Annotated in this window: 19 protein-coding genes; 17 read left to right on the top strand and 2 right to left on the bottom strand. The window is 75.1% G+C overall.

Annotated features, from left to right (window positions below; all coding sequences use genetic code 11):
* The first annotated feature begins 64 nt into the window (after positions 1-64).
* The 11 genes from ACYVGT_RS14405 (at position 65) to ACYVGT_RS14355 (ending at position 13,211) form a co-directional block, all read left to right on the top strand.
* Positions 65-853 (top strand): hypothetical protein, encoded by a 789-nt coding sequence (locus ACYVGT_RS14405; RefSeq protein WP_460858258.1) that lies wholly within the window; start codon positions 65-67, stop codon positions 851-853.
* Positions 854-961: 108 nt separating this feature from the next.
* Positions 962-1,987, top strand: a complete 1,026-nt coding sequence (locus ACYVGT_RS14400; RefSeq protein WP_460858255.1) for an ROK family glucokinase — start codon at positions 962-964, stop codon at positions 1,985-1,987.
* 61 nt (positions 1,988-2,048) lie between these two features.
* Positions 2,049-2,777, top strand: coding sequence for an SDR family NAD(P)-dependent oxidoreductase (locus ACYVGT_RS14395; RefSeq protein WP_460858253.1), 729 nt, complete (start codon positions 2,049-2,051; stop codon positions 2,775-2,777).
* 482 nt (positions 2,778-3,259) lie between these two features.
* On the top strand, positions 3,260-4,264 hold the full coding sequence (locus ACYVGT_RS14390) for a Gfo/Idh/MocA family protein (protein ID WP_460858250.1): 1,005 nt from the start codon (positions 3,260-3,262) through the stop codon (positions 4,262-4,264).
* Positions 4,265-4,853: 589 nt separating this feature from the next.
* Positions 4,854-5,924, top strand: a complete 1,071-nt coding sequence (gene iolC, locus ACYVGT_RS14385; protein ID WP_460858247.1) for a 5-dehydro-2-deoxygluconokinase — start codon at positions 4,854-4,856, stop codon at positions 5,922-5,924.
* Between the two features lie 47 nt (positions 5,925-5,971).
* Positions 5,972-6,922 (top strand): 5-deoxy-glucuronate isomerase, encoded by a 951-nt coding sequence (gene iolB / locus ACYVGT_RS14380; protein WP_460858341.1) that lies wholly within the window; start codon positions 5,972-5,974, stop codon positions 6,920-6,922.
* A gap of 2 nt (positions 6,923-6,924) precedes the next feature.
* Positions 6,925-8,811, top strand: a complete 1,887-nt coding sequence (gene iolD, locus ACYVGT_RS14375) for a 3D-(3,5/4)-trihydroxycyclohexane-1,2-dione acylhydrolase (decyclizing) (RefSeq protein ID WP_460858245.1) — start codon at positions 6,925-6,927, stop codon at positions 8,809-8,811.
* A gap of 403 nt (positions 8,812-9,214) precedes the next feature.
* Complete coding sequence (locus ACYVGT_RS14370) at positions 9,215-10,162, top strand: TIM barrel protein (protein WP_460858243.1); 948 nt, start codon at positions 9,215-9,217, stop codon at positions 10,160-10,162.
* A gap of 129 nt (positions 10,163-10,291) precedes the next feature.
* Positions 10,292-11,272 carry a substrate-binding domain-containing protein gene (locus ACYVGT_RS14365; protein ID WP_460858241.1) on the top strand — a complete coding sequence of 327 codons (981 nt, stop codon included), beginning with the start codon at positions 10,292-10,294 and terminating at the stop codon, positions 11,270-11,272.
* A complete protein-coding gene (locus ACYVGT_RS14360) occupies positions 11,269-12,354 on the top strand; it encodes an ABC transporter permease (protein ID WP_460858238.1) in 1,086 nt (361 codons plus the stop codon). The genes ACYVGT_RS14365 and ACYVGT_RS14360 overlap by 4 nt, the downstream gene beginning before the upstream one ends.
* Before the next feature lie 2 nt (positions 12,355-12,356).
* Entirely contained in the window at positions 12,357-13,211 is an 855-nt protein-coding gene (locus ACYVGT_RS14355) for an ATP-binding cassette domain-containing protein (protein ID WP_460858236.1), read from the top strand.
* Positions 13,212-13,497: 286 nt separating this feature from the next.
* Here the strand turns inward: ACYVGT_RS14355 and ACYVGT_RS14350 are convergent, their stop codons facing one another.
* Positions 13,498-13,791, bottom strand: coding sequence for a hypothetical protein (locus ACYVGT_RS14350; protein WP_460858234.1), 294 nt, complete (start codon positions 13,789-13,791; stop codon positions 13,498-13,500).
* Positions 13,792-14,077: 286 nt separating this feature from the next.
* Between ACYVGT_RS14350 and ACYVGT_RS14345 the strand changes: the two genes are divergently transcribed.
* From ACYVGT_RS14345 to argG, 6 genes are all read left to right on the top strand, one after another.
* A complete protein-coding gene (locus ACYVGT_RS14345) occupies positions 14,078-14,323 on the top strand; it encodes a hypothetical protein (protein ID WP_460858232.1) in 246 nt (81 codons plus the stop codon).
* Positions 14,295-14,810 carry a DUF6879 family protein gene (locus ACYVGT_RS14340; RefSeq protein ID WP_460858230.1) on the top strand — a complete coding sequence of 172 codons (516 nt, stop codon included), beginning with the start codon at positions 14,295-14,297 and terminating at the stop codon, positions 14,808-14,810. Before ACYVGT_RS14345 ends, ACYVGT_RS14340 begins: the two co-directional genes overlap by 29 nt.
* Position 14,811: 1 nt before the next feature.
* The gene (locus ACYVGT_RS14335; RefSeq protein WP_460858227.1) at positions 14,812-15,732 is read left to right on the top strand and encodes a helix-turn-helix domain-containing protein; all 921 of its coding nucleotides are present in this window, start codon (positions 14,812-14,814) and stop codon (positions 15,730-15,732) included.
* A gap of 188 nt (positions 15,733-15,920) precedes the next feature.
* On the top strand, positions 15,921-16,244 hold the full coding sequence (locus ACYVGT_RS14330) for a hypothetical protein (RefSeq protein WP_460858225.1): 324 nt from the start codon (positions 15,921-15,923) through the stop codon (positions 16,242-16,244).
* Positions 16,245-16,386: 142 nt separating this feature from the next.
* A complete protein-coding gene (locus tag ACYVGT_RS14325) occupies positions 16,387-16,908 on the top strand; it encodes a hypothetical protein (RefSeq protein WP_460858223.1) in 522 nt (173 codons plus the stop codon).
* 69 nt (positions 16,909-16,977) lie between these two features.
* Positions 16,978-18,426 (top strand): argininosuccinate synthase, encoded by a 1,449-nt coding sequence (gene argG / locus ACYVGT_RS14320; protein WP_460858221.1) that lies wholly within the window; start codon positions 16,978-16,980, stop codon positions 18,424-18,426.
* Between the two features lie 90 nt (positions 18,427-18,516).
* On the opposite strand, the gene ACYVGT_RS14315 is transcribed toward argG, so the two are convergent.
* On the bottom strand, positions 18,517-19,200 hold the full coding sequence (locus ACYVGT_RS14315; protein ID WP_460858219.1) for a hypothetical protein: 684 nt from the start codon (positions 19,198-19,200) through the stop codon (positions 18,517-18,519).
* Between the last annotated feature and the right edge of the window lie 180 nt (positions 19,201-19,380).

The raw sequence follows: 19,380 nt of genomic DNA, 5'->3' as shown, positions 1-19,380 counted from the left end.
TAATCGGGTCCCGTACGCCGCGGGCCGGTGCGCCGCGGACGGCGCGTCCGGGACGGGAGAGCGCATGGAGGGCTGGTTCGACGGAGCGGTGGTGGACACGGGCCGGCTCCCCCTGTTCAGCTTCTTCGTGGCCTTCGTGGTGGGCTTCGTGCTGATCCGGATCAGCGTCCGGATGATCCGGGCCGGCGTGCGCTGGTGGCCCGGCAACGTGCGCCCCGGCGGTCTGCACGTCCACCATGTCGTGTTCGGCGTCGGGATGATGCTGGCCGGCGGCATGGCGCTGCTCCTGGTCCGCGACGGCACCGGAACGGCCGTGGTCGTCGCCGCGGCGCTCTTCGGCCTCGGTGCGGCGCTCGTCCTCGACGAGTTCGCGCTCCTGCTCTACCTGCGCGACGTGTACTGGTGCGAGCAGGGCCGCGCGTCCGTCGACGCGGTGTTCGCCGCGATCGGCCTCACCGGGGCGCTGCTCACCGGGGTGCGCCCGTTCGGCTGGGCGAGCGGCGCCCTCTCCGCCCACGTGGGCGAGACCGCGCTGCTGGTCCTCGCCGCGGCGAACCTGGCCGGCGCCGTCGTCGCCGTCCTCAAGGGCAAGATCTGGACCGGTCTGACCGGCGTGTTCGTACCGGTGATCTCCCTGGTGGCCGCCGTGCGGCTGGCCGTGCCGTCGTCGCCGTGGGCGCGCCGCCGCTATCCGGCGGGATCGGCGAAGATGACCGCCGCCATCCGCCGCGACCAGCGCATCCGGCGGCCGCTGATCCGCGCGAAGATCCGGGTGCAGGAGTTCATCGCCGGCCGGCACGACCTGCCCGCCGACCCGGCCGCGCCGCGCGGGCCCGCCGCCGTGCCGGACTGACGCGCCGGACCGCGCCCCGGTCCGGCCGCCGGTGTGCGCCGACGCACAGTGCCGCGGGACAGGCAGCGCCGCGGGCAGAAACCCGCGGCCGGATAGGTTGAAGCGGTCATGGCATTCACCAGCTCCACCACCGGCCGGCTGCGCGGGCTCGTCATCGGCGTCGACATCGGCGGGACCAAGGTCGCGGCCGGGGTGGTCAACCCCTCCGGCGCCGTGCTCGCCCGCCGGCGCGCGGAGACGCCGGACCGCAGCAAGAGCCCCAAGGTCGTCGAGGACACCATCGCCGGGGTCGTGGATGAGCTCCGCACCGAGTTCCGGGTGCGCGCGGTCGGCGTCGGCGCCGCCGGCTTCGTCGACCGGCAGCGCTCCTCGGTCCTCTTCGCCCCGCACCTGTCCTGGCGCGGCGAGCCGCTGCGCGAGGCGCTGACCGCGCGGCTCGGCCTGCCGGTCGCGGTGGAGAACGACGCCAACGCTTCGGCCTGGGCGGAGATGCGGGCGGGAGCCGGGCGCGGCTCCCGCGACGCCGTGGTCGTCAACCTGGGCACCGGCATCGGCGGGGCGGCCGTCCTCGACGGCGCGCTGTACCGCGGGCGCTTCGGCATCGCCGGCGAGTTCGGGCACATGCAGGTGGTGCCGGGCGGACACCGGTGCGAATGCGGCAACCGCGGCTGCTGGGAGCAGTACGCCAGCGGCAACGCGGTCACCCGCGAGGCGCGCGAGCTCGCGGCGTCGGACTCGCCGGTGGCGCGCGGTCTGCTGCAGGCCGCCGGCGGCGACCCGGCGAAGATCACCGGCCCGCTCGTCGCGGAGCTCGCCCGGGAAGGCGACAGCGCCTGCGGAGAGATCCTCGACGACGTCGGGCGCTGGCTCGGCATCGGCCTGGCCAACCTGGCCTCCGCCTTCGACCCGGAGCTGTTCATCATCGGCGGCGGCGTCTCCGAGTGCGGCGACCTGCTTCTCGGTCCGGCCCGGACGGCCTTCCGCCGCCACCTCAGCGGCCGCGGCTACCGCCCGGAGGCCGGCATCGTCCGCGCCACCCTGGGCAACGAGGCCGGCCTGATCGGCGCGGCGCTGCTCGCCCGGGAGGAGCCCCGCTCGCTGCGGCACCGCTTCGCCATGCGCCGCCGCCCCTGACCGCCCGCTGCGCGTGTCCCGGCTCCGCGCCGCCGCAGCTGCGGGCGGCACAATGGCCGGTATGGAACAGCAGGGGATCACCGCGGTGACCGGGGCATCGCGCGGAATCGGTGCGGCGGTGGCACTGCGGCTGGCCCGGGACGGGCACGACGTCCTCGTCGGCTACGGCGCCGACGCCGACGGGGCGGCGGCCGTGGCCGACGGGGTCCGCCGACTCGGCCGGCGCGCCGTCTGCGCGCCGGTCGAGGTCACCGACGCCGGGGCGCTGGACTCCTTCTTCGCCGCCTCCGCCGAGCTGGGGCCGCTGACCGGTGCCGTGGTCAACGCCGGCGCCGTCCGCGCCGTCGGCCCGCTGGTGGAGCTGGACCCCGAGGACCTGCGCCGCGACGTCGAGGTCAACCTTCTCGGGCCAGTCCTCACCTGCCGCGCCGCCGCCCCCTACCTGGTGCGGACCGCCGGCGCCCTGGTGCTCGTCGGATCGGCCGCCTCCACGCTGGGGCGGCCAGGGACCTACGTCCACTACGCGGCGGCCAAGGCCGGCGTTGCCGCGCTCTCCTCCGGACTCGCCCAAGAGCTGGCACCCTGGGGCGTGCGCGTCAACTGCGTCGAACCCGGCATCGTCGACACCGCCTTCCACCACGATCCGGACCGCCCGTCCCGCGCCGGAGCCGAAACCCCGGCCGGCCGCCCCGGAACCGCCGACGAGATCGCCGGAGCGGTTGCCTGGCTCCTCGGCGCGGACGCCTCCTACACGACCGGCGCCACCCTGCGCGTCGCCGGCGGTGTCTAGGGCGCCGCAGCGTGCGGTCGCGCCGCGCGGAGGAGCGCCGGTACCGCAGCGTGTTCGCCGGGCACAAGGGAGCGCAGGGGGCGGGACACCGGCCCGCGCCGCCGCGCACGTCTCCGGCGCGGCAACTCGCGGCACCCACGGTGCGCATCGCTCCTCTGGCGGGCGGTGTTCGGCCCGGTGCCGCGTGCCCGCGGGGAGCCGCGGCGGCTGCGGCAGAGCTTCTCCTCGAACGTCGGATGGCCGCCCGGTCGGCAACGGGTGCGGCCTGCGGGGCCTGCGGTGCTCCTGATGCGGTCCCGCCGGCCGATCCGCCGGGATGTTCCCGGGAAGGTGTTGACACCCGTTCCGGCCGACACGTAGAACGGCGACGGGATGTGACGGAGTGCACAACCGTGCCGGGTGCCCCCGACCCCTTCCCCGCAGTCCTCCCCGGCGCGCCGCCCGGCGCCGCGTCCCCGCAACCGGATCGGGAGAGGTGGGGCATGCGGGTCGGGCTCATCGGAACCGGGCGGATCGGAACCGCCCACGCTGCGGCGCTGGCCGCGCATCCGGCAGTGGCGGAAGTGCTGCTGGCCGACGCTGATCCGGCGCGGGCGCGCGCCGTTGCCGGCGCTTCCGGCGGCAGAGCGGTGGACGCCGCCGCCGTTCTGGCCCCCGGAGCGGTCGACGCCCTGGTGATCGCCGCAGCCACGGACGCCCACGCCAGCCTCGTCACCGCCGGGATCGAGCTCGGCCTGCCGGTGTTCTGCGAGAAGCCGGTCGCGCCGGACGTGCCCGCCACCATCGCGGTACTGCGCGCCGCTGAGAAGGCTGCCGCGCTGGTGCACATCGGCTTCATGCGCCGCTTCGACGCGGGCCATCTGCGGGCCCGGGCCGCGCTGCGCTCCGGCGAGCTCGGCGAGCTCCACCGCGTGCACGCTGCCACCTGCGACCCGGCGCCGCCCCCGGCCGAGTACGTCCCCACCTCCGGCGGCATCTTCCGGGACTGCCACGTGCACGACTTCGATGCGCTCCGCTGGATCACCGGGCGCGAGATCACCGAGGTCACCGCCTACGGCGCCAACCGCGGCGCCGAGTTCTTCGCTGCCGCCGGCGACGTCGACACCACCGCGGCCGTGCTCCGGCTCGACGACGGCACGCTCGCCACGCTGCAGGGCTCCCGCTACAACGGAGCCGGATACGACGTGCGCATGGAGCTGGCCGGCACCCGCGGCACGATCGCCGTCGGGCTGGACGACCGGACGCCGGTCCGCTCGGCCGAAGAGGCGCCGTTTCCGGTCGGCGCGCCGTGGCCCGACTTCCCCACCCGCTTCGGCCCCGCCTACCGGGCCGAGATCGACGCCTTCCTGCGGGCCGCAGCGGCCGGCGGCCCCAGCCCCTGCACGGTTGCCGACGCACTGGAGGCCGTCCTCGCCGCCGACGCGGCGGACCGGTCCCGCCGCGAGGGCCGCCCGGTCCTCGTCGCCGAGGTGCGCCCCGGCCTCTGAGCCCCTGCCGCGGAGGAGGTCCGGTGTCCGTGAAAGAGCCACCGAGTTGTCCACAGACTCCGGAACCGCCCTTGCCCGGCCGCTGCGGGCCGCGCACCGTGGAACCGTGCGGCCCGGCTGACCCCCGCCCCCGTCCGGGCCGCGCCGCAGGCCATCACCGCGCCCGTGCCGCCGCCCGCCTCCGCAGCCCGGACTGCGGCCCACCGGAAGGCCCGACCATGACCGCGCTCCGCGAGTGCCGTCCGCCCGCTCTCCGCTCGCGGCTGCGCTGCCGGCTGCTTCGCCCGCTGCTGTCGGCCCTTCCGCGAGGTCTGATCGCGGTGGCGCCAGCCGCTCCGGTCCGCCGCCCGCGGGGCAGCCGCCCCCACGCGGTGCGGGCCCGGCGCAGCCGGGCCGGGCGGTGCCGATCGCCGTCGAGTCCGGCACCCGGCGTCCTGCAGTCCGCCACCGCGGGCTGGTCGGCCGTGCCGGGCCATGGGCCCGGGTGCGGTGGTGGCGCTGCCCCGCCCCGGGCCGTGCACGGCCCCGGCCGACGCCCCGAGCTGCAGCGCTGCCGTCCCGCCCGCACCCTCCGCTCCGAGGAGGCCCGGTGACCGACCCCTCCGCTGACCGCCGGAACCGGCTCGACGTGCTCGCGTTCGGCCGCATCGGCGTGGACATCTACCCCGACCAGGTCGGCGTGGGCCTCGACCGGGCGGAGTCGTTCGGCAAGTACCTCGGCGGTACCGCCACCAACGTCGCAGTGGCCGCCGCGCGGCACGGCCGCGCCGCCGCGGTGGTCTCCCGCACCGGCGACGACCCCTTCGCCGACTTCGTCCACACCGCGCTGCGCGGCTTCGGGGTCGACGACACCTACGTCACCCCGGTGCCCGGCCTCCCCACACCGGTCACCTTCTGCGCGCTCTTCCCGCCCGACCACTTCCCGCTGTACTTCTACGGCCGCGACCCCTCGCCCGACCTGCAGATCACCGCGGACAGCCTCGACCACACCGCGATCGGCACCGCCCGCATCCTCTGGACCACCGGCACCGGTTTCAGCGCGGAGCCCAGCCGCACGGCCACCCTGGAGGCGCTGCGGATCCGCGCCGCCCTCCGCCTCGGCGGCTCCGCCGGGGCGGGGGACGGGCCGCGCACGGTGCTCGACCTCGACTACCGGCCGCAGTTCTGGGCGTCCCGGTCCACCGCCCGGGACACCCTCGCCGAGGTACTGCCGCTCGTGGACACCGCGATCGGCAACCTCGACGAGTGGGAGACCGTCCTCGGCGTGCGCGACCCCGACGCCGTCCTCCGCGCCGCGGCGGGACTCGGCCTCGGCCTCGCGGTCGTGAAACTCGGGCCCGGCGGGGTCCTCGCCGCCTGGCCCGGCGGTACCGCCGCGCTCCCGCGGTTCCCGGTCGACACGGTCAACGGCCTCGGCGCCGGCGACGCGTTCGGCGGCGCGCTCTGCCACGGCCTCCTCGCCGGCCGCCCGGTCGCGGAGGCGCTCCGCTTCGCCAACGCCGCCGGCGCCCTCGTCGCCGGCCGGATCGCCTGCTCCGCTGCCATGCCCACCACCGGCGAGGTCGAGGACGCGCTCGCCCGCGGAGGCGCCCCCGCCCCGCCCACCGGCGGCCAGGCCGCCGCCGGTTCCGATACAGGCCCGCTGCGAGGTGCACCGTGACCGACGAAACCGACCCCCGCTTCCGCTCCGGGGCGCCCGCCGCGCCGCTGCTCCGGCCGGCCGGAGCAGCCGCGGGGCCGGATCCGGGAGAGCCCTACTTCTCCACCGTGCTCACCCCGGACACGGCCGGCTGGACCTACTCCGGCCTGCGTGTCCTGGAACTGCCGCCCGGCGGTCGCGCCGCGTTCGCCACCGGTGGCGCCGAGACCCTGGTCCTGCCGCTCTCCGGCTCCTGCACCGTGGAGTGCGCCAGCGGCGGCACGAACGCCTCGGTGGATCTGGCCGGGCGGCCCAGCGCCTTCACCCGCGTCACCGACTTCGCCTATCTCCCGCGGGACGCCGACGCCGCCGTCAGCAGCGCAGGCGGCGGCCGGTTCGCGCTGCCGTCGGCGCTCTGCGCCGAGCAACTTCCGTTCCGCTACGGCCCGGCAGCGGGGGTCCCGGTCGAGCTGCGCGGAGCGGGCGCCGCTTCGCGCCAGGTCAACGGCTTCTGCATGCCCGGCGTGTTCGCCGCGGACCGCCTCATCGCCTGCGAAGTCCTCACGCCCGGCGGCAACTGGTCGTCCTATCCGCCGCACAAGCACGACACCTCCTCCGCCGCGGAGACCGAACTCGAGGAGGTGTACTACTTCGAGGTTGCGCCCGGCCCCGGCGGCGCCCCCGGCGTCGGCTACCAGCGGGTGTACGGCACCGCGGAGCGCCCCGCCGAGCTCCTCGCGGAGGTGCGCACCGGCGACGTCGTCACCGTGCCGCACGGCTGGCACGGCCCGTCCATGGCCGCCCCCGGTTACGACCTCTACTACCTGAACGTGATGGCCGGCCCCGGAGCGGAGCGGGCATGGCGCGTCAGCCACGACCCCTGCCACGCCTGGGTGCGCGATACCTGGGCCGGCGAAGCCGTCGACCCGCGGCTCCCGCTCTGCACCGCCGAGGGGCCGGGCCGCGGCGCTCCCGGAGCGGGCGGCGGCAGCGCCGCCGGCGCCGTGGAAGGGCGCTGACCATGCCCGCACTCCGCCTGACGACGGCCCAGGCACTCGTCCGCTTCCTGGCAGCCCAGTACACCGAGCGCGACGGCGAGCGCCGCCGCCTCATCCGCGGTGTGTGGGGCGTCTTCGGCCACGGCAACGTCGCCGGGCTCGGCCAGGCCCTCCTGGGCTCCGCCGACGGCGCCGGGGACCCGCACCTGCCGTTCCACATGGCGCGCAACGAGCAGGCGATGGTGCACACCGCAGCGGCCTTCGCCAAAGCCTCCGACCGGCTCAGCACCTATGCCTGCACCGCCTCCACCGGGCCCGGCTCCACCAACATGGTCACCGGTGCCGCCCTGGCCACGGCCAACCGCCTCCCGGTCCTGCTGCTGCCCGGAGACATGTTCGCCACCCGCCCGGCCGACCCGGCACTCCAGCAGCTCGAGGCGCCGCACTCCGGCGACCTCTCCGTCAACGACGCCCTGCGCCCGGTCTCCCGCTACTGGGACCGGATCAGCCGGCCCGAGCAGCTGCCGTCCGCGGCGCTGGCGGCGATGCGCGTCCTCACCGACCAGGCGGAGACCGGCGCCGTCACCCTCTGCCTGCCCCAGGACGTCCAGGCCGAGGCGCACGACTGGCCCGCGGAGCTCTTCGCCGAGCGCGTGTGGCACATCGACCGCCCGCTTCCCGACGCCGCAGCGCTGGAGCGCGCCGCCGCGCTGCTGCGCCAGGCCCGGCGGCCGCTGATCGTCGCCGGCGGCGGGGCGGTCTACGCCGGCGCCGCCGCCGAGGTGCGGGCCTTCGCCGAGGAGGCCGGCATCCCCGTCGCCGACACCCACGCCGGGAAGGGCGCGGTGCAGTGGGACCACCCGTGCGCCCTCGGCGGGATCGGCGCGACCGGAACGGCGGCCGCCAACGCGCTCGCCGCCGAAGCTGACGCGGTCCTCGGGATCGGTACCCGCTACAGCGACTTCACCACCGCCAGCCGCACCGTCTTCGCCGCCCCCGATGTCCGCTTCGCCAACCTCAACATCGCCCGTTTCGACGCCGTGAAGCACTCCGGCACCGCCCTCGTCGGCGACGCCCGGGAGGGGCTGCGCGCCCTGCGCACCCTCCTGTCCGGATACCGGGCCGCGCCCGAATGGCAGCGCCGCGCGGCCGATGCGGCCGCCGCGTGGCACACCGCGGCCGACACCGTGCGCGCCGACCGCACCGGCGGAACCGGCCCGCTCACCCAGGGTGCGGTCCTCGGCGTGCTCAACGACGCCCTGGACGACCGCGACGTCGTCGTCAACGCCGCCGGCAGCCTCCCCGGCGACCTGCAGCGGCTCTGGCGCGCCCGCGATCCGAAGGGCTACCACGTCGAGTACGCCTACTCCTGCATGGGCTACGAGATCGCGGCGGGCCTGGGCGTGCGGCTCGCCGCGCCCGACCGGACCGTCGCCGTCCTCGTCGGCGACGGTTCGTACCTGATGCTGGCCCAGGAGATCACCACCATGGCGGCGGAGGGCGTTCCGGTCCTGATCGTGGTGCTGGACAACGGCGGCTTCGCCTCGATCGGCGGCCTCTCCGAGCAGGTCGGCTCGGAGCGGTTCGGGACCGAGCTGCGCCACCGCGACCCCGGAACCGGGCGGTTCGACGGCGCCCCGCTCCCCATCGACCTCGCCGCCAACGCCGCCAGCCTCGGAGCCCGGGCCGTGCGTGCCGCCACCGCCGGCGAACTCCGCGCCGCAGTGCAGGAGGGCCGCACCGCGGACACGGTCACCGTCGTGCACGTCGCCACCAGCCTCACCGACCCCCAGCCGCCCACCTCCGCCTGGTGGGACGTGCCGGTCGCCGAAACCGCGGAAAGCGCCGCCGTCCGTGCTGCCCGCACCGCCTACGACAAGGAGAAGGCCCGCCAGCGCCCCTACCTGTGAGCCGCCCGTCCCGCCTCCCCGAGTCCGACGATCCCGCGAGCGGCGCCCGTCCGCACACGCGAACACCCGCCTTCCACGGCCCCACCGCCGACCAAGCCCGCCCATCCCGCAGCACGGATTGGCGCAGCCCCCCGCCCACCGCCACCGACCGCCGGAACCCGCACCACTGCAGCGCGTCCCGGACCGCAGCCCGCCTACCGGCGCCCCTCCCCGGTACGGCGGCGTGGACCTCGGCTCCCGACCGGCCCCGCCGCCCGCTCCAACGCCCGTCCCCCCCCGCAGCCCTCAGCTCTCCGGCCCCGTCCGCCTCTCGCACCGGCCCCCGCGCCATCGCCCGCCCCCTCCCCGCCGGCCAGCGCCCCCTTCCGCCCGGCCCCGCCTCCCGACCGCAATGGAGGAATCCGTGCCCGCATCCGCGTCCGCAGTGCCGCCGGAGTCCGCGTCCGGCCCGCTCGTGCTCGGCTCCGCTCCCGACTCGTGGGGCGTCTGGTTCGCCGACGACCACCGCCAGACCCCCTGGAACCGGTTCCTCGACGAGCTCGCCGAAGCCGGCTACGGCTGGCTTGAGCTCGGGCCCTACGGCTACCTGCCGACCGATCCCGCCCAACTGGCCGACGAGGTCGGCGCCCGCGGCCTCCGGGTCAGCGGGGGCACCATGTTCGGCGCCCTGCACGATCCGGACCGGTGGGACGCCACCCTCGCCACCGCCCGCAAGGTCGCCGCGCTCACCGCGGCCATGGGCGCACACCACCTCGTCTTCATCCCGCCGCTCTTCCGCGACGACCGGACCGGCGCCTTCCTGGAACCGCCCGAGCTCGACCCGGGCCAGCGCCGCACCCTGCACCGCAGCGCCGACCGGCTCGGCGGCATCCTCCGGGACGAGTACGGCGTGCAGCTCTGCCTCCACTCCCACGCCGACAGCCATGTCCTCACCCAGCCCGAGATCGAGCAGTTCCTCGACGCCACCGACCCCGGCCGCGTCGCGCTCTGCCTGGACACCGGGCACGTGGCCTACGGCGGCGGCGACGCCGTCGCCCTCGTCGAGCGCTACCGCGAGCGCATCGGCTACGTGCACATCAAGCAGATGGACTCCGCAGTGCTGCGCCGCGTCGCCGCGGAAGGGCTCTCGTTCGGCGAGGCCGTCGCCGAGGGCGTCTGCGTCGAACCGCCGGCCGGGGAGCCGGCTCCGGCCGATGTGATCGATGCCCTGAACCGCGTCGGCGCGCAGGTGTTCGTCATCGTCGAGCAGGACCTCTACCCCTGCGATCCCGGCGTTCCGCTGCCCATCGCCGTCCGCACGCGGCGCCACCTGCTCCGCTGCGGCGCCGGAGCGCCGCACCAGCGCGCCTGACGGAACGGCGGGGCACCTGCGCGAAGGCGGAGAATGGACTGCCGGCGCAGCACACCCCGCGGCACCGCCATCCGCCCGCCCGACCACCACCGCACCCCGCACCGACCCCCTCCCGAGGGAGGCAGGAACATGTTCGCCAGACGACCCGTCCCCGCCCTGGCCGCGATCGCCGCGGCACTCGCCCTGGCCGCCGCCGGCTGCAGCTCCGAAGGCGGCCGCCAGGCCGAGGAGGAGGCGGCCCAGGCCGAGGACCTCACCTTCGCGCTCATCACCCACCAGGCGCCGGGCGACACCTTCTGGGACCTCGTGCGCACCGGCGCCGAGGCGTCCGCGGAGAAGAGCGGCGCCGCCCTCGAGTACTCGGCCGACCCCGAGGCGGCCAAGCAGGCCACGCTCATCCGCACCGCGGTCGACAAGGGCGTCGACGGCATCGCGGTGTCCTTCGCCAAACCCGACGCCCTGCGGGGCGCCGTGGAGGAGGCGCAGCAGGCGGGAATCCCGGTCGTCGGGCTGAACTCCGGTATCGAGTACTGGGAGGACGCCGGCCTGCTCTCCTACTTCGGCATGGAGGAGGAGCTCGCCGGCGAGGCCTACGGTGAGCGGCTCAACGACGAGGACAGCGGACCGGTTCTGTGCGTCATCCATGAGCAGGGAAACGTCGGCCTGGAGGAGCGCTGCGCCGGAATGGAGTCGGCCTTCGACGGCGACCTGGAGACGCTCTACGTCGACGGCGCCAACATGCCCGACGTCGCCTCCTCCATCACCGCGAAGCTGCAGGAGGACGATTCCGTCGCGCACGTCGCGACGCTCGGCGCGCCGTTCGCGCTGACCGCCGTCGACGCGGTGGCCGACGCCGGGTCGGACGCCGTCGTCGCCACCTTCGACACCAACGAGGAGACGGTGCAGGCCGTCCAGGACGGCTCGGTCGCCTGGGCCGTCGACCAGCAGCCCTACCTGCAGGGGTACATGTCGGCCGAAGCGCTCTGGCTGCACGCCACCAACGGCAACACGCTGGGCGGCGGCAGCGAGCCGGTGCTGACCGGCCCGGACTTCGTCGACGAGTCCAACGTCGCCGAGATCGCCGAGTACGCCGAGCGGGGCACCCGGTGAGCGGCGCGGCATCCGGATCCGCCGAGCCCTCCGGCGGTCCCTCCGCGCGGGCCGCCGGCGCGGCGGCCGACCCGCGGGCGCTGCGCGTGTCGCCGCTGCGCCGGGCAGCGGCCCGGCCCGAGGTCGGGTCGCTGCTGGGCGCGATCGTGCTCTTCGGGGTCTTCCTCGCCGTCGCGCCGCCGTTCCGCCAGCCCGAGTCGCTCGCCACCGTGCTGTACGCGGCCTCGACCATCGGCATCATGGCGGTGGCCGTGGCGCTGCTGATGATCGGCGGCGAGTTCGACCTTTCCGCCGGTGTCGCCGTCGTCACGGCGGCCCTCGCCGTCGGAATGATCGGCTACCAGCTCAACCTGAACGTGTGGGCGGCCGCCGGCATCGCGCTCGCCGTCTCGCTGTCCATCGGCTTCCTCAACGGCTGGATCCTGGTGCGCACCGGGCTGCCCAGCTTCCTCGTCACCCTCGCCATGTTCCTGATGCTGCAGGGCGTCAACATCGCGGTCACCAAGCTGGTCAGCGGCAGCGTCGCCACCAAGAGCATCGCCGACATGGACGGCTTCGAATCGGCCCGCGCCGTATTCGCGTCCAGCATCCCGGTCTTCGGCGTACCGGTGCGCATCACCGTCCTGTGGTGGCTGGTCTTTGCGGCGATCGCCACCTGGGTGCTGCTGCGCACCCGCGTCGGCAACTGGATCTACGCGGCCGGCGGCGACGCAGAGGCGGCCCGCGCCGTGGGTGTTCCGGTGGCGCGCGTCAAGATCGGCCTGTTCATGACCGTCGGCGGGCTCGCCTGGTTCAGCGGCATGCACCTCATCACCGCCTCCGGAGTGCAGCAGTCCGGCGAGGGCGTCGGCAACGAGCTGCTCTACATCATGGCCGCCGTCGTCGGGGGCTGCCTGCTCACCGGCGGCTACGGCACGGTGGTCGGTGCCGCGATCGGGGCGCTGATCTACGGCATGACCAAGCAGGGCATCGTCTATGCGGGCTGGGACAACAACTGGGTGCTGTTCTTCGTCGGGGCGATGCTGCTGCTCGCCGTCGTCGTCAACAGCTGGTTCCGCGGCCGCGCCGCCGGGAGGAGATGACCATGGGCTCCCCAGACGACCGGGCGTCCCGCCCCGAGCCGGGCGGCGCCGGTCCGGCACCCGGCGCACCGGACGGCGCGCCGGGTGCCGGACCGGCGCTGCGGCTGGACGGCGTCGGCAAGGTGTTCGGCAACGTGCGCGCGCTGGACGGCGTCGACCTCGACGTGCACACCGGCCGGGTGAGCTGCGTGCTCGGCGACAACGGCGCCGGAAAGTCGACGCTGATCAAGATCCTCGCCGGACTGCACGCCCCCTCCGAGGGCCGCTACTTCGTCGACGGCGCGCCCACCGTTTTCGGCTCGCCGCGGGAGGCGCTCGACCGCGGCATCGCCACCGTCTACCAGGACCTCGCACTGGCGCCGCTGATGCCGGTCTGGCGCAACTTCTTCCTCGGCTCCGAGCCCACCGCGGGCCGCGGCCCGCTGCGCAGGCTCCGGGTGGCGCAGATGCGCAGCACTGCAGATGCGGCACTGCGCCGCCTCGGCATCGCGCTGCCCGACATCGACGCGCCGGTCGGACAGCTCTCCGGCGGCCAGAAGCAGGTGGTGGCGATCGCCCGGGCGATCCACTTCGGCGCCCGCGTCCTGATCCTCGACGAGCCCACGGCGGCCCTCGGCGTCAAGCAGTCCGGGGTGGTGCTGTCGCTGGTGCGGGCCGCGCGGGACGCCGGCGTCGGCGTCGTCTTCATCACCCACAACCCGCACCACGCCCACCTCGTCGGCGACCGGTTCACGGTGCTGCGCCTGGGCCGCGTCGAACTCGACGCCGAGCGCAGCGCGCTCACCCGCGAGCAGCTGGCCCACCACATGGCGGGCGGCGCGGAGCTCGAGGAGCTCGAACACGAGCTCGAGGCCTAGGACGTGTTTGGTGGACAACTGCCCTGCTGCGCGGCGCCCTGGCACGCCCCTCGCGGCGTTCTCCTCAATCGACAGGAAAACCCACCCTGACTCATTCGTCGGCCTTGCGACGGGTGCACCAGGACACCGCTCGCGACGAACGCCATTCACCAAACACGCCCTAGCCGGCCGGCCCGAATCCGGGACCGGCCGGGAAGGCGCGACGGGCGGCGCATCTGCACCTGCCCGGCCCGGGCGGTTGCGGCGCGGCCCAGCGCCTCGGCGGGCGATCGGGCGCGCGCCTGGATCAGTCCTGCTCGGGGGCGACCGTGTCGGTCGCCGCGAGCAGGGCGTGCGGGAGGTCGGCCCACCGCATCGGGGCGGGCTTCGCGCTGGGCGCCGCGGCCGGCGGTGCCGGACTGGCGGTGGGGACGGAGGAGACCGGCGCGGCGTGGTTCTGCGTGCACCCGGCGATGGCGAGGGCGACCAGCGCGGCGGCCGCCGCCCCGGCGGCACGGCGGGCGCCCCGCGGCCAGCGCCGGGTGGTGCGGGCGGGGGCCGTGCCCAGGCGCTGCGGCGGGGCGGACATCGGTGCGGACAAGTACAGACCTCCCGAAAGCGGTGCGGAGCGGTCGGGTGACCGCGGGGAGGGGGATGGCGCGGGGCGCCCCGCACGCACCGCCGCGCCGCACCGGGACCCGTGCGCGCGGCGGCCCGGCAACGGTAGTGCCGCAGGGTGCCGCCGAAAGGGAAGACGCGCGGCCCCGCCGCGGGGAGTACACCGCGAGCTGCGCCTTCGGTGCGAATCCGGGGGTTGACGGACGGTGATGGCCGGATCAGTCTGTGTGCGCGCAAACCCGCGCAAGGAATCCACTCCGGAGGGGATCATGCGGCTGAGGTTTCTCACGATCGACCCTGACACCGGCGGAGACCACTGCCCCGCCCTCTTCGTCGACGAGGAGAGCGGAGACCTGGTATTCCAGGGGGAAGTCGTGACCGATGGGAGTGATCTCGGACAGATCGAGGAACACAGTTCAATGGCCCCGACGGAGGCCGCCGTCCGTCTCCCCCGGCGGATGGCCGCGGGAATCCTGGAGGCACTGAATGGAGTCGACGCTCCCCCCGTTCGCTGACCTGATCGCCGAGACCCGCCACACCGCCCACCACCTCGAAATGCGGGACGCCTACACGCCGGACGACCCGGTCTACCGCTCCTGGCAGGCCGGGATCCCGCTACCCGATCCCCCCTACCCCGACTGGTTCGCCACCGTCCGCGCGCACTGCGCCCGCGGCGTGGCCATCCGGCGGGCCCGCATCGTCTCGGAGCCGCTGTCCCGGTTCGCCCGCTTCGAGTACGACATCACGGCCGGCCTCAACCGCGCGGCGGGGGAGGAGGTGCGCTGGCTGCCGCGCCGCCGGGCCGCCGGCATCCCGCTCCCCGCGCACGATTTCTGGCTCTTCGACGGCCGCCTGCTGCGCATCCACCACTTCGACGGCTCCGGCCAGGTGATCGAGGACGAGCTCTCCTCCGACGCGCGGCTGATCAAGCTCTGCGCGGCGGCGTTCACCGCGGTATGGCAGCGCGCCGTCCCGCATGAGGAGTACCGTCCCCTGCGCTGACATGTCTTCCTCCCCCTCCTCCAGTGTCCAGCGGGCCCGAGCCGAAGTCGCCGGCCGCCTCCGCGAGCTGCGCCTCGACGCCGGGCTCACCGCGCGTGCCCTGTCCGCCCGGGCCGGCTGGCACGAGTCCAAGACCTCGCGCATCGAGGGCGGCAAGCAGGCGGTGACCGACGCCGACGTCGCCGCCTGGTGCCGGGCCTGCGGCGCGGAGGGCGAGTCCGCCGACCTCGTCGCCGCCTCCCGCACCGCCGACTCGCTCTACGTCGAGTGGCGGCGCCTGCACCGCACGGGCATGCGCCGCGCCCAGGAGTCCCGGGTGCCGCTCTACGAGCGCACGCGGAGCATGGGGGTGTACTCCTCCACGGTCATGCCGGGCCTGGCCCAGACGCCGGCCTACGCGGCGGCGCTGCTGCGGTCGATCACCGCCTTCCAAGGCACACCGGACGACGTCACCGACGCGGTCCGCGCCCGGATGGACCGCAACCGCATCCTCCGCGAGGGCGACCACCGCTTCGCGCTCGTCCTGGAGGAGGCGGTGCTGCACCACCGCCCCGGAACGGCGGGGGAGGCTGCTGAGCAGCTGGAGCACCTGCTGCAGGTGATGGCGCTGCCGTCGGTGTCCCTCGGGATCGTGCCGCGGGGCCGCCCCGGCGGCGCGGTCTGGCCGCTGGAGACGTTCACCGTGTTCGATGGCGAGCGCGTCCACGTGGAACTGCTCTCGGCACAGGTCACCGTGGTTGCGCCGGGAGAGGTCGCGCTCTACCGGCGCGCCTTCCGCCGCCAGGCCGAGGCGGCGGTCTTCGGCCGCGCGGCCCGCAGCCTGGTCGAGCGGGCGGCCGGTGCGGCCCGCCGCGACGCCGCCGCGGAGGAAGCCGCGTCCGGGCACCGTGCCGCCCCCTCCGCTGAGCAGGAACAGCCCTGATCACGCGGTGCAATGCGTGCGATGTGCCCGTCTGTCCTCCGCTGCGCCGCGCTCGTGTGCAAGTCCGCGCAAGTCGGTGGTGGGCGGGGGAACCGGGTCCGTACCGTCCTGGCAACGGCATCGCGCAGAGCGGCCGTGCACGGCGACGGTGCAGGCCGGAGCTGTGCGCGCACACCGGAGGGGGAGCAGTGCGGCACGACGGAGGCAGTCCGCCCGGCGGCCCGGCCCGGGACGGCGGCGCAGCGGGGGAGCAGCCGCACGGAGCGGCAGACGCACAGATCCCGGCCGACCTGGAGCACCGCTTCCCCGGCTGGCGCATCTGGCGCACCCGGGACGACCGCGGCCGCCCGGCCGGCTGGGCCGCCACCCGCACGACTGCCGACGACGTCGAGCCGACGCTGCACGCCACCACCGCCGAGGGGCTCGCCGATCTCCTCTCCGCGCCGGGCCGCCGTGTCGGGCGCGGCGTACCCGGCCTCGAAGTGTTCGAGGCGCCCCCGGACCACACCTGACCGCCCCTGCGGCCCGGCCCCGGGCCCCGGCGGCCGCCGCCCGCCCCCGGCCGGCGCCCGCCAACAGGGGGCCGGGCCGCGGGGGTGCACCCCGCCGGGCGGCCGTGGGACCCTGTGGTCCCCGCCTGCGCATGGGGGCCGCATGCTCGCCAACCGCACCATGGACCTGCTCCTGCCGATGGTCGTGCCGGTCGCGGCGGCCGGCCTTCCGGGCGACCTCCGGGAGGAGGCCGCGCGCGGATGGCAGCGCGGCCCGGACGGTCTGGTGACGCTGGGGGAGGCGCCCCCGCGGAGCGGCAGCGCCTCGCCCGAAGAGCTGATGGAGGCCGAGCGGGCGTTCCACGACTTCGGGATCGACGACTGCGACCTCCCGCCGGCGCCGGCGGAGCGCTCCTCCGGGCTGGGGGATGAACGCCTCCATCTGGTGGCCGGACGCGCTTTCGCCTTCGCGCGGGCGTGCCTGGCGGCCGGCCGCAGCCTGCCGGAGTACGGCGACCTGACGGCGCTGGTCTCGGTCGCGGCACAGGAGGGCGACCTGCGCACGGCCGCGGTGCGGTTCTTCGTCCGGCGCGGCGGCCTGCCCGCCTGCTACGCGGACCTGGACGACTTCCGGTTTGAGGCGATGGCCCTCTTCGGGCCCGGAGCCCCCGCTGCGCTGCAGTGAGTACCGGTCCCGTGCAGACGGTGCGGGCCCGATTTGCATATCCATGCAGATGCATGGATACTTTTTCCTGTGTCCAAGGTACTCACTTCCCTTCCCGTCAGCGAGCGCGTCGGAATCGCTTTCTCCGGCGGCCTCGACACTTCCGTAGCGGTCGCGTGGATGCGTGAGAAGGGCGCGGTGCCCTGCGCCTACACCGCCCACATCGGCCAGTACGACGAGCCCGACATCGAGTCGGTGCCCGGCCGCGCCACCGACTACGGCGCGGAGATCGGCCGGCTGGTCGACTGCCGCACCGCCCTGGTCGAAGAGGGCCTCGCTGCGCTGGCCTGCGGCGCCTTCCACATCCGCTCCGGCGGCCGCGCCTACTTCAACACCACGCCGCTCGGCCGCGCCGTCACCGGCACGCTGCTGGTTCGCGCGATGCTCGAGGACGACGTCCAGATCTGGGGCGACGGCTCCACCTTCAAGGGCAACGACATCGAGCGGTTCTACCGCTACGGCCTGCTCGCCAACCCGGCGCTGCGGATCTACAAGCCCTGGCTCGACGCGGACTTCGTCGCCGAGCTCGGCGGCCGCACCGAGATGTCGGAGTGGCTGGTCGAGCGCGGGCTGCCCTACCGGGACAGCACCGAGAAGGCCTACTCCACCGACGCCAACATCTGGGGCGCCACGCACGAGGCGAAGGCGCTGGAGCACCTGGACACCGGCGTCGAGATCGTCGACCCGATCATGGGCGTCAAGTTCTGGGACCCCTCGGTCGAGATCGTCACCGAGGACGTGACCATCGGCTTCGAGCAGGGCCGCCCGACCACTATCAACGGCAAGGAGTTCCCCTCTGCCGTCGACCTGGTGCTGGAGGCCAACGCGATCGGCGGCCGGCACGGCCTCGGCATGTCCGACCAGATCGAGAACCGCATCATCGAGGCCAAGAGCCGCGGTATCTACGAGGCGCCCGGCATGGCTCTGCTGCACGCCGCCTACGAGCGCCTGGTCAACGCGATCCACAACGAGGACACGATCGCCGCCTACCACGCGGAGGGCCGCCGCCTCGGCCGGCTCATGTACGAGGGCCGCTGGCTCGACCCGCAGGCCCTGATGCTGCGCGAGTCGCTGCAGCGCTGGGTCGGCTCGGCCGTGAGCGGCGAGGTCACGCTGCGGCTCCGCCGGGGCGAGGACTACTCGGTCCTCGACACCCGCGGCCCGGCCTTCAGCTACCACCCGGACAAGCTGTCCATGGAGCGCACCGAGGACGCCGCGTTCGGCCCGGTCGACCGGATCGGCCAGCTGACCATGCGCAACCTCGACATCGCCGACTCCCGCTCCCGGCTGGAGGCCTACGCCGGCCTCGGCATCGTCGGCTCCGGCGGCGGCGACCGCCCGCTCGGGGCAGCGCAGGCCGCCTCCACCGGCCTCATCGAGACCATGCCCGAGGGCGGCGCCGACGCCATCACCGCCGGCGGCGGCCACGCCGCAGACGACCTCCTCGACCAGGCCGCCATGGAGTCCGGCACCGACTAGCCGGACTGCGCGCCTTCTCCTGGCCCGGTGCCCTCAGGGGTGCCGGGCCAGCGGCGTGTCGGGGCACGGTGCCGGACTCCCCGGCGGCTGCTAGCCCGTCTCTAGGCCGAGCGCAGTCTGGACCCAGGTTTCCGCCTCCCGTTTCGGGGAGAACGCCGAACGGAGCCTCGTCCGCGCAGTCGTGGAGACCAGCCGTTCGGGCAGCGGGTCGACGGCGCTCCCCGCGAGGGAGCGGTGCCACGCAGGGTCGGGGCACATGAGGAAGGCGAGGACGCGCAGCGGGTTCGCCAGCGGAACCGTGCCGAGTCCTGCCCCTGCGAGCGACGCGTGGAACGCGGCCGCGGCCAGGGCGGCAGCGGCCGTGATCTCCTCGTCGTCCGGCTGCTCTGGGTCGGGGTCGAAAAGGAGGTCGGCGAGGGGATCTTCGGCTCCGGCGTCGCCGAGTCGTGCAAGCAGCTCGCACCAGAAGTGGACGTCAGTCGGAAGCCGACGGCGGCCAGGTCCGGCGCCGGCCCGTCTGCCGCCCGGTGCGAAGGAGCCCGGGGTGGCGCTGAGACATTCCGGGGCGGCCAGGACACCGCTCGCGGCGCGTGCAGCCCCGGTGGTCGCCGGGTCTGCCGCGAGCCCGTCGACGAGGTCGGCCCGGACGAGGCTGGCAGCCGCTGTGCGGTGCTTCGCGGACGCCGGAAGAAGGCGCCCGAACTGATCCCTGCGGGGCGGGAAAGCGGCCCACTTCCGGTCGGCTTTCTCTCGGAACGCACGCCTGTCGGCCACTCGAGCCCGGGCGGCTAAGTCCAGCAGGGCGATGCCGTGTTGGGTGCCCTTGCAGGTCTGGCAGGCGCAGCGGTCGCCTCGGGCTCTGGCGCAGCTCTTCGGGTGGCCCATCGCGACATCTCCCGGGTTCCGTGGTCGGTCGCCCCTGCCACGGTTCTTTCATCCGGTGCGGCGCCGCGG

The sequence above is a fragment of the Nocardiopsis coralliicola genome (assembly GCF_054779695.1).
Note: the sequence above shows the minus strand (reverse complement) of the source record. Positions and strands in the feature narration are given on the sequence as shown.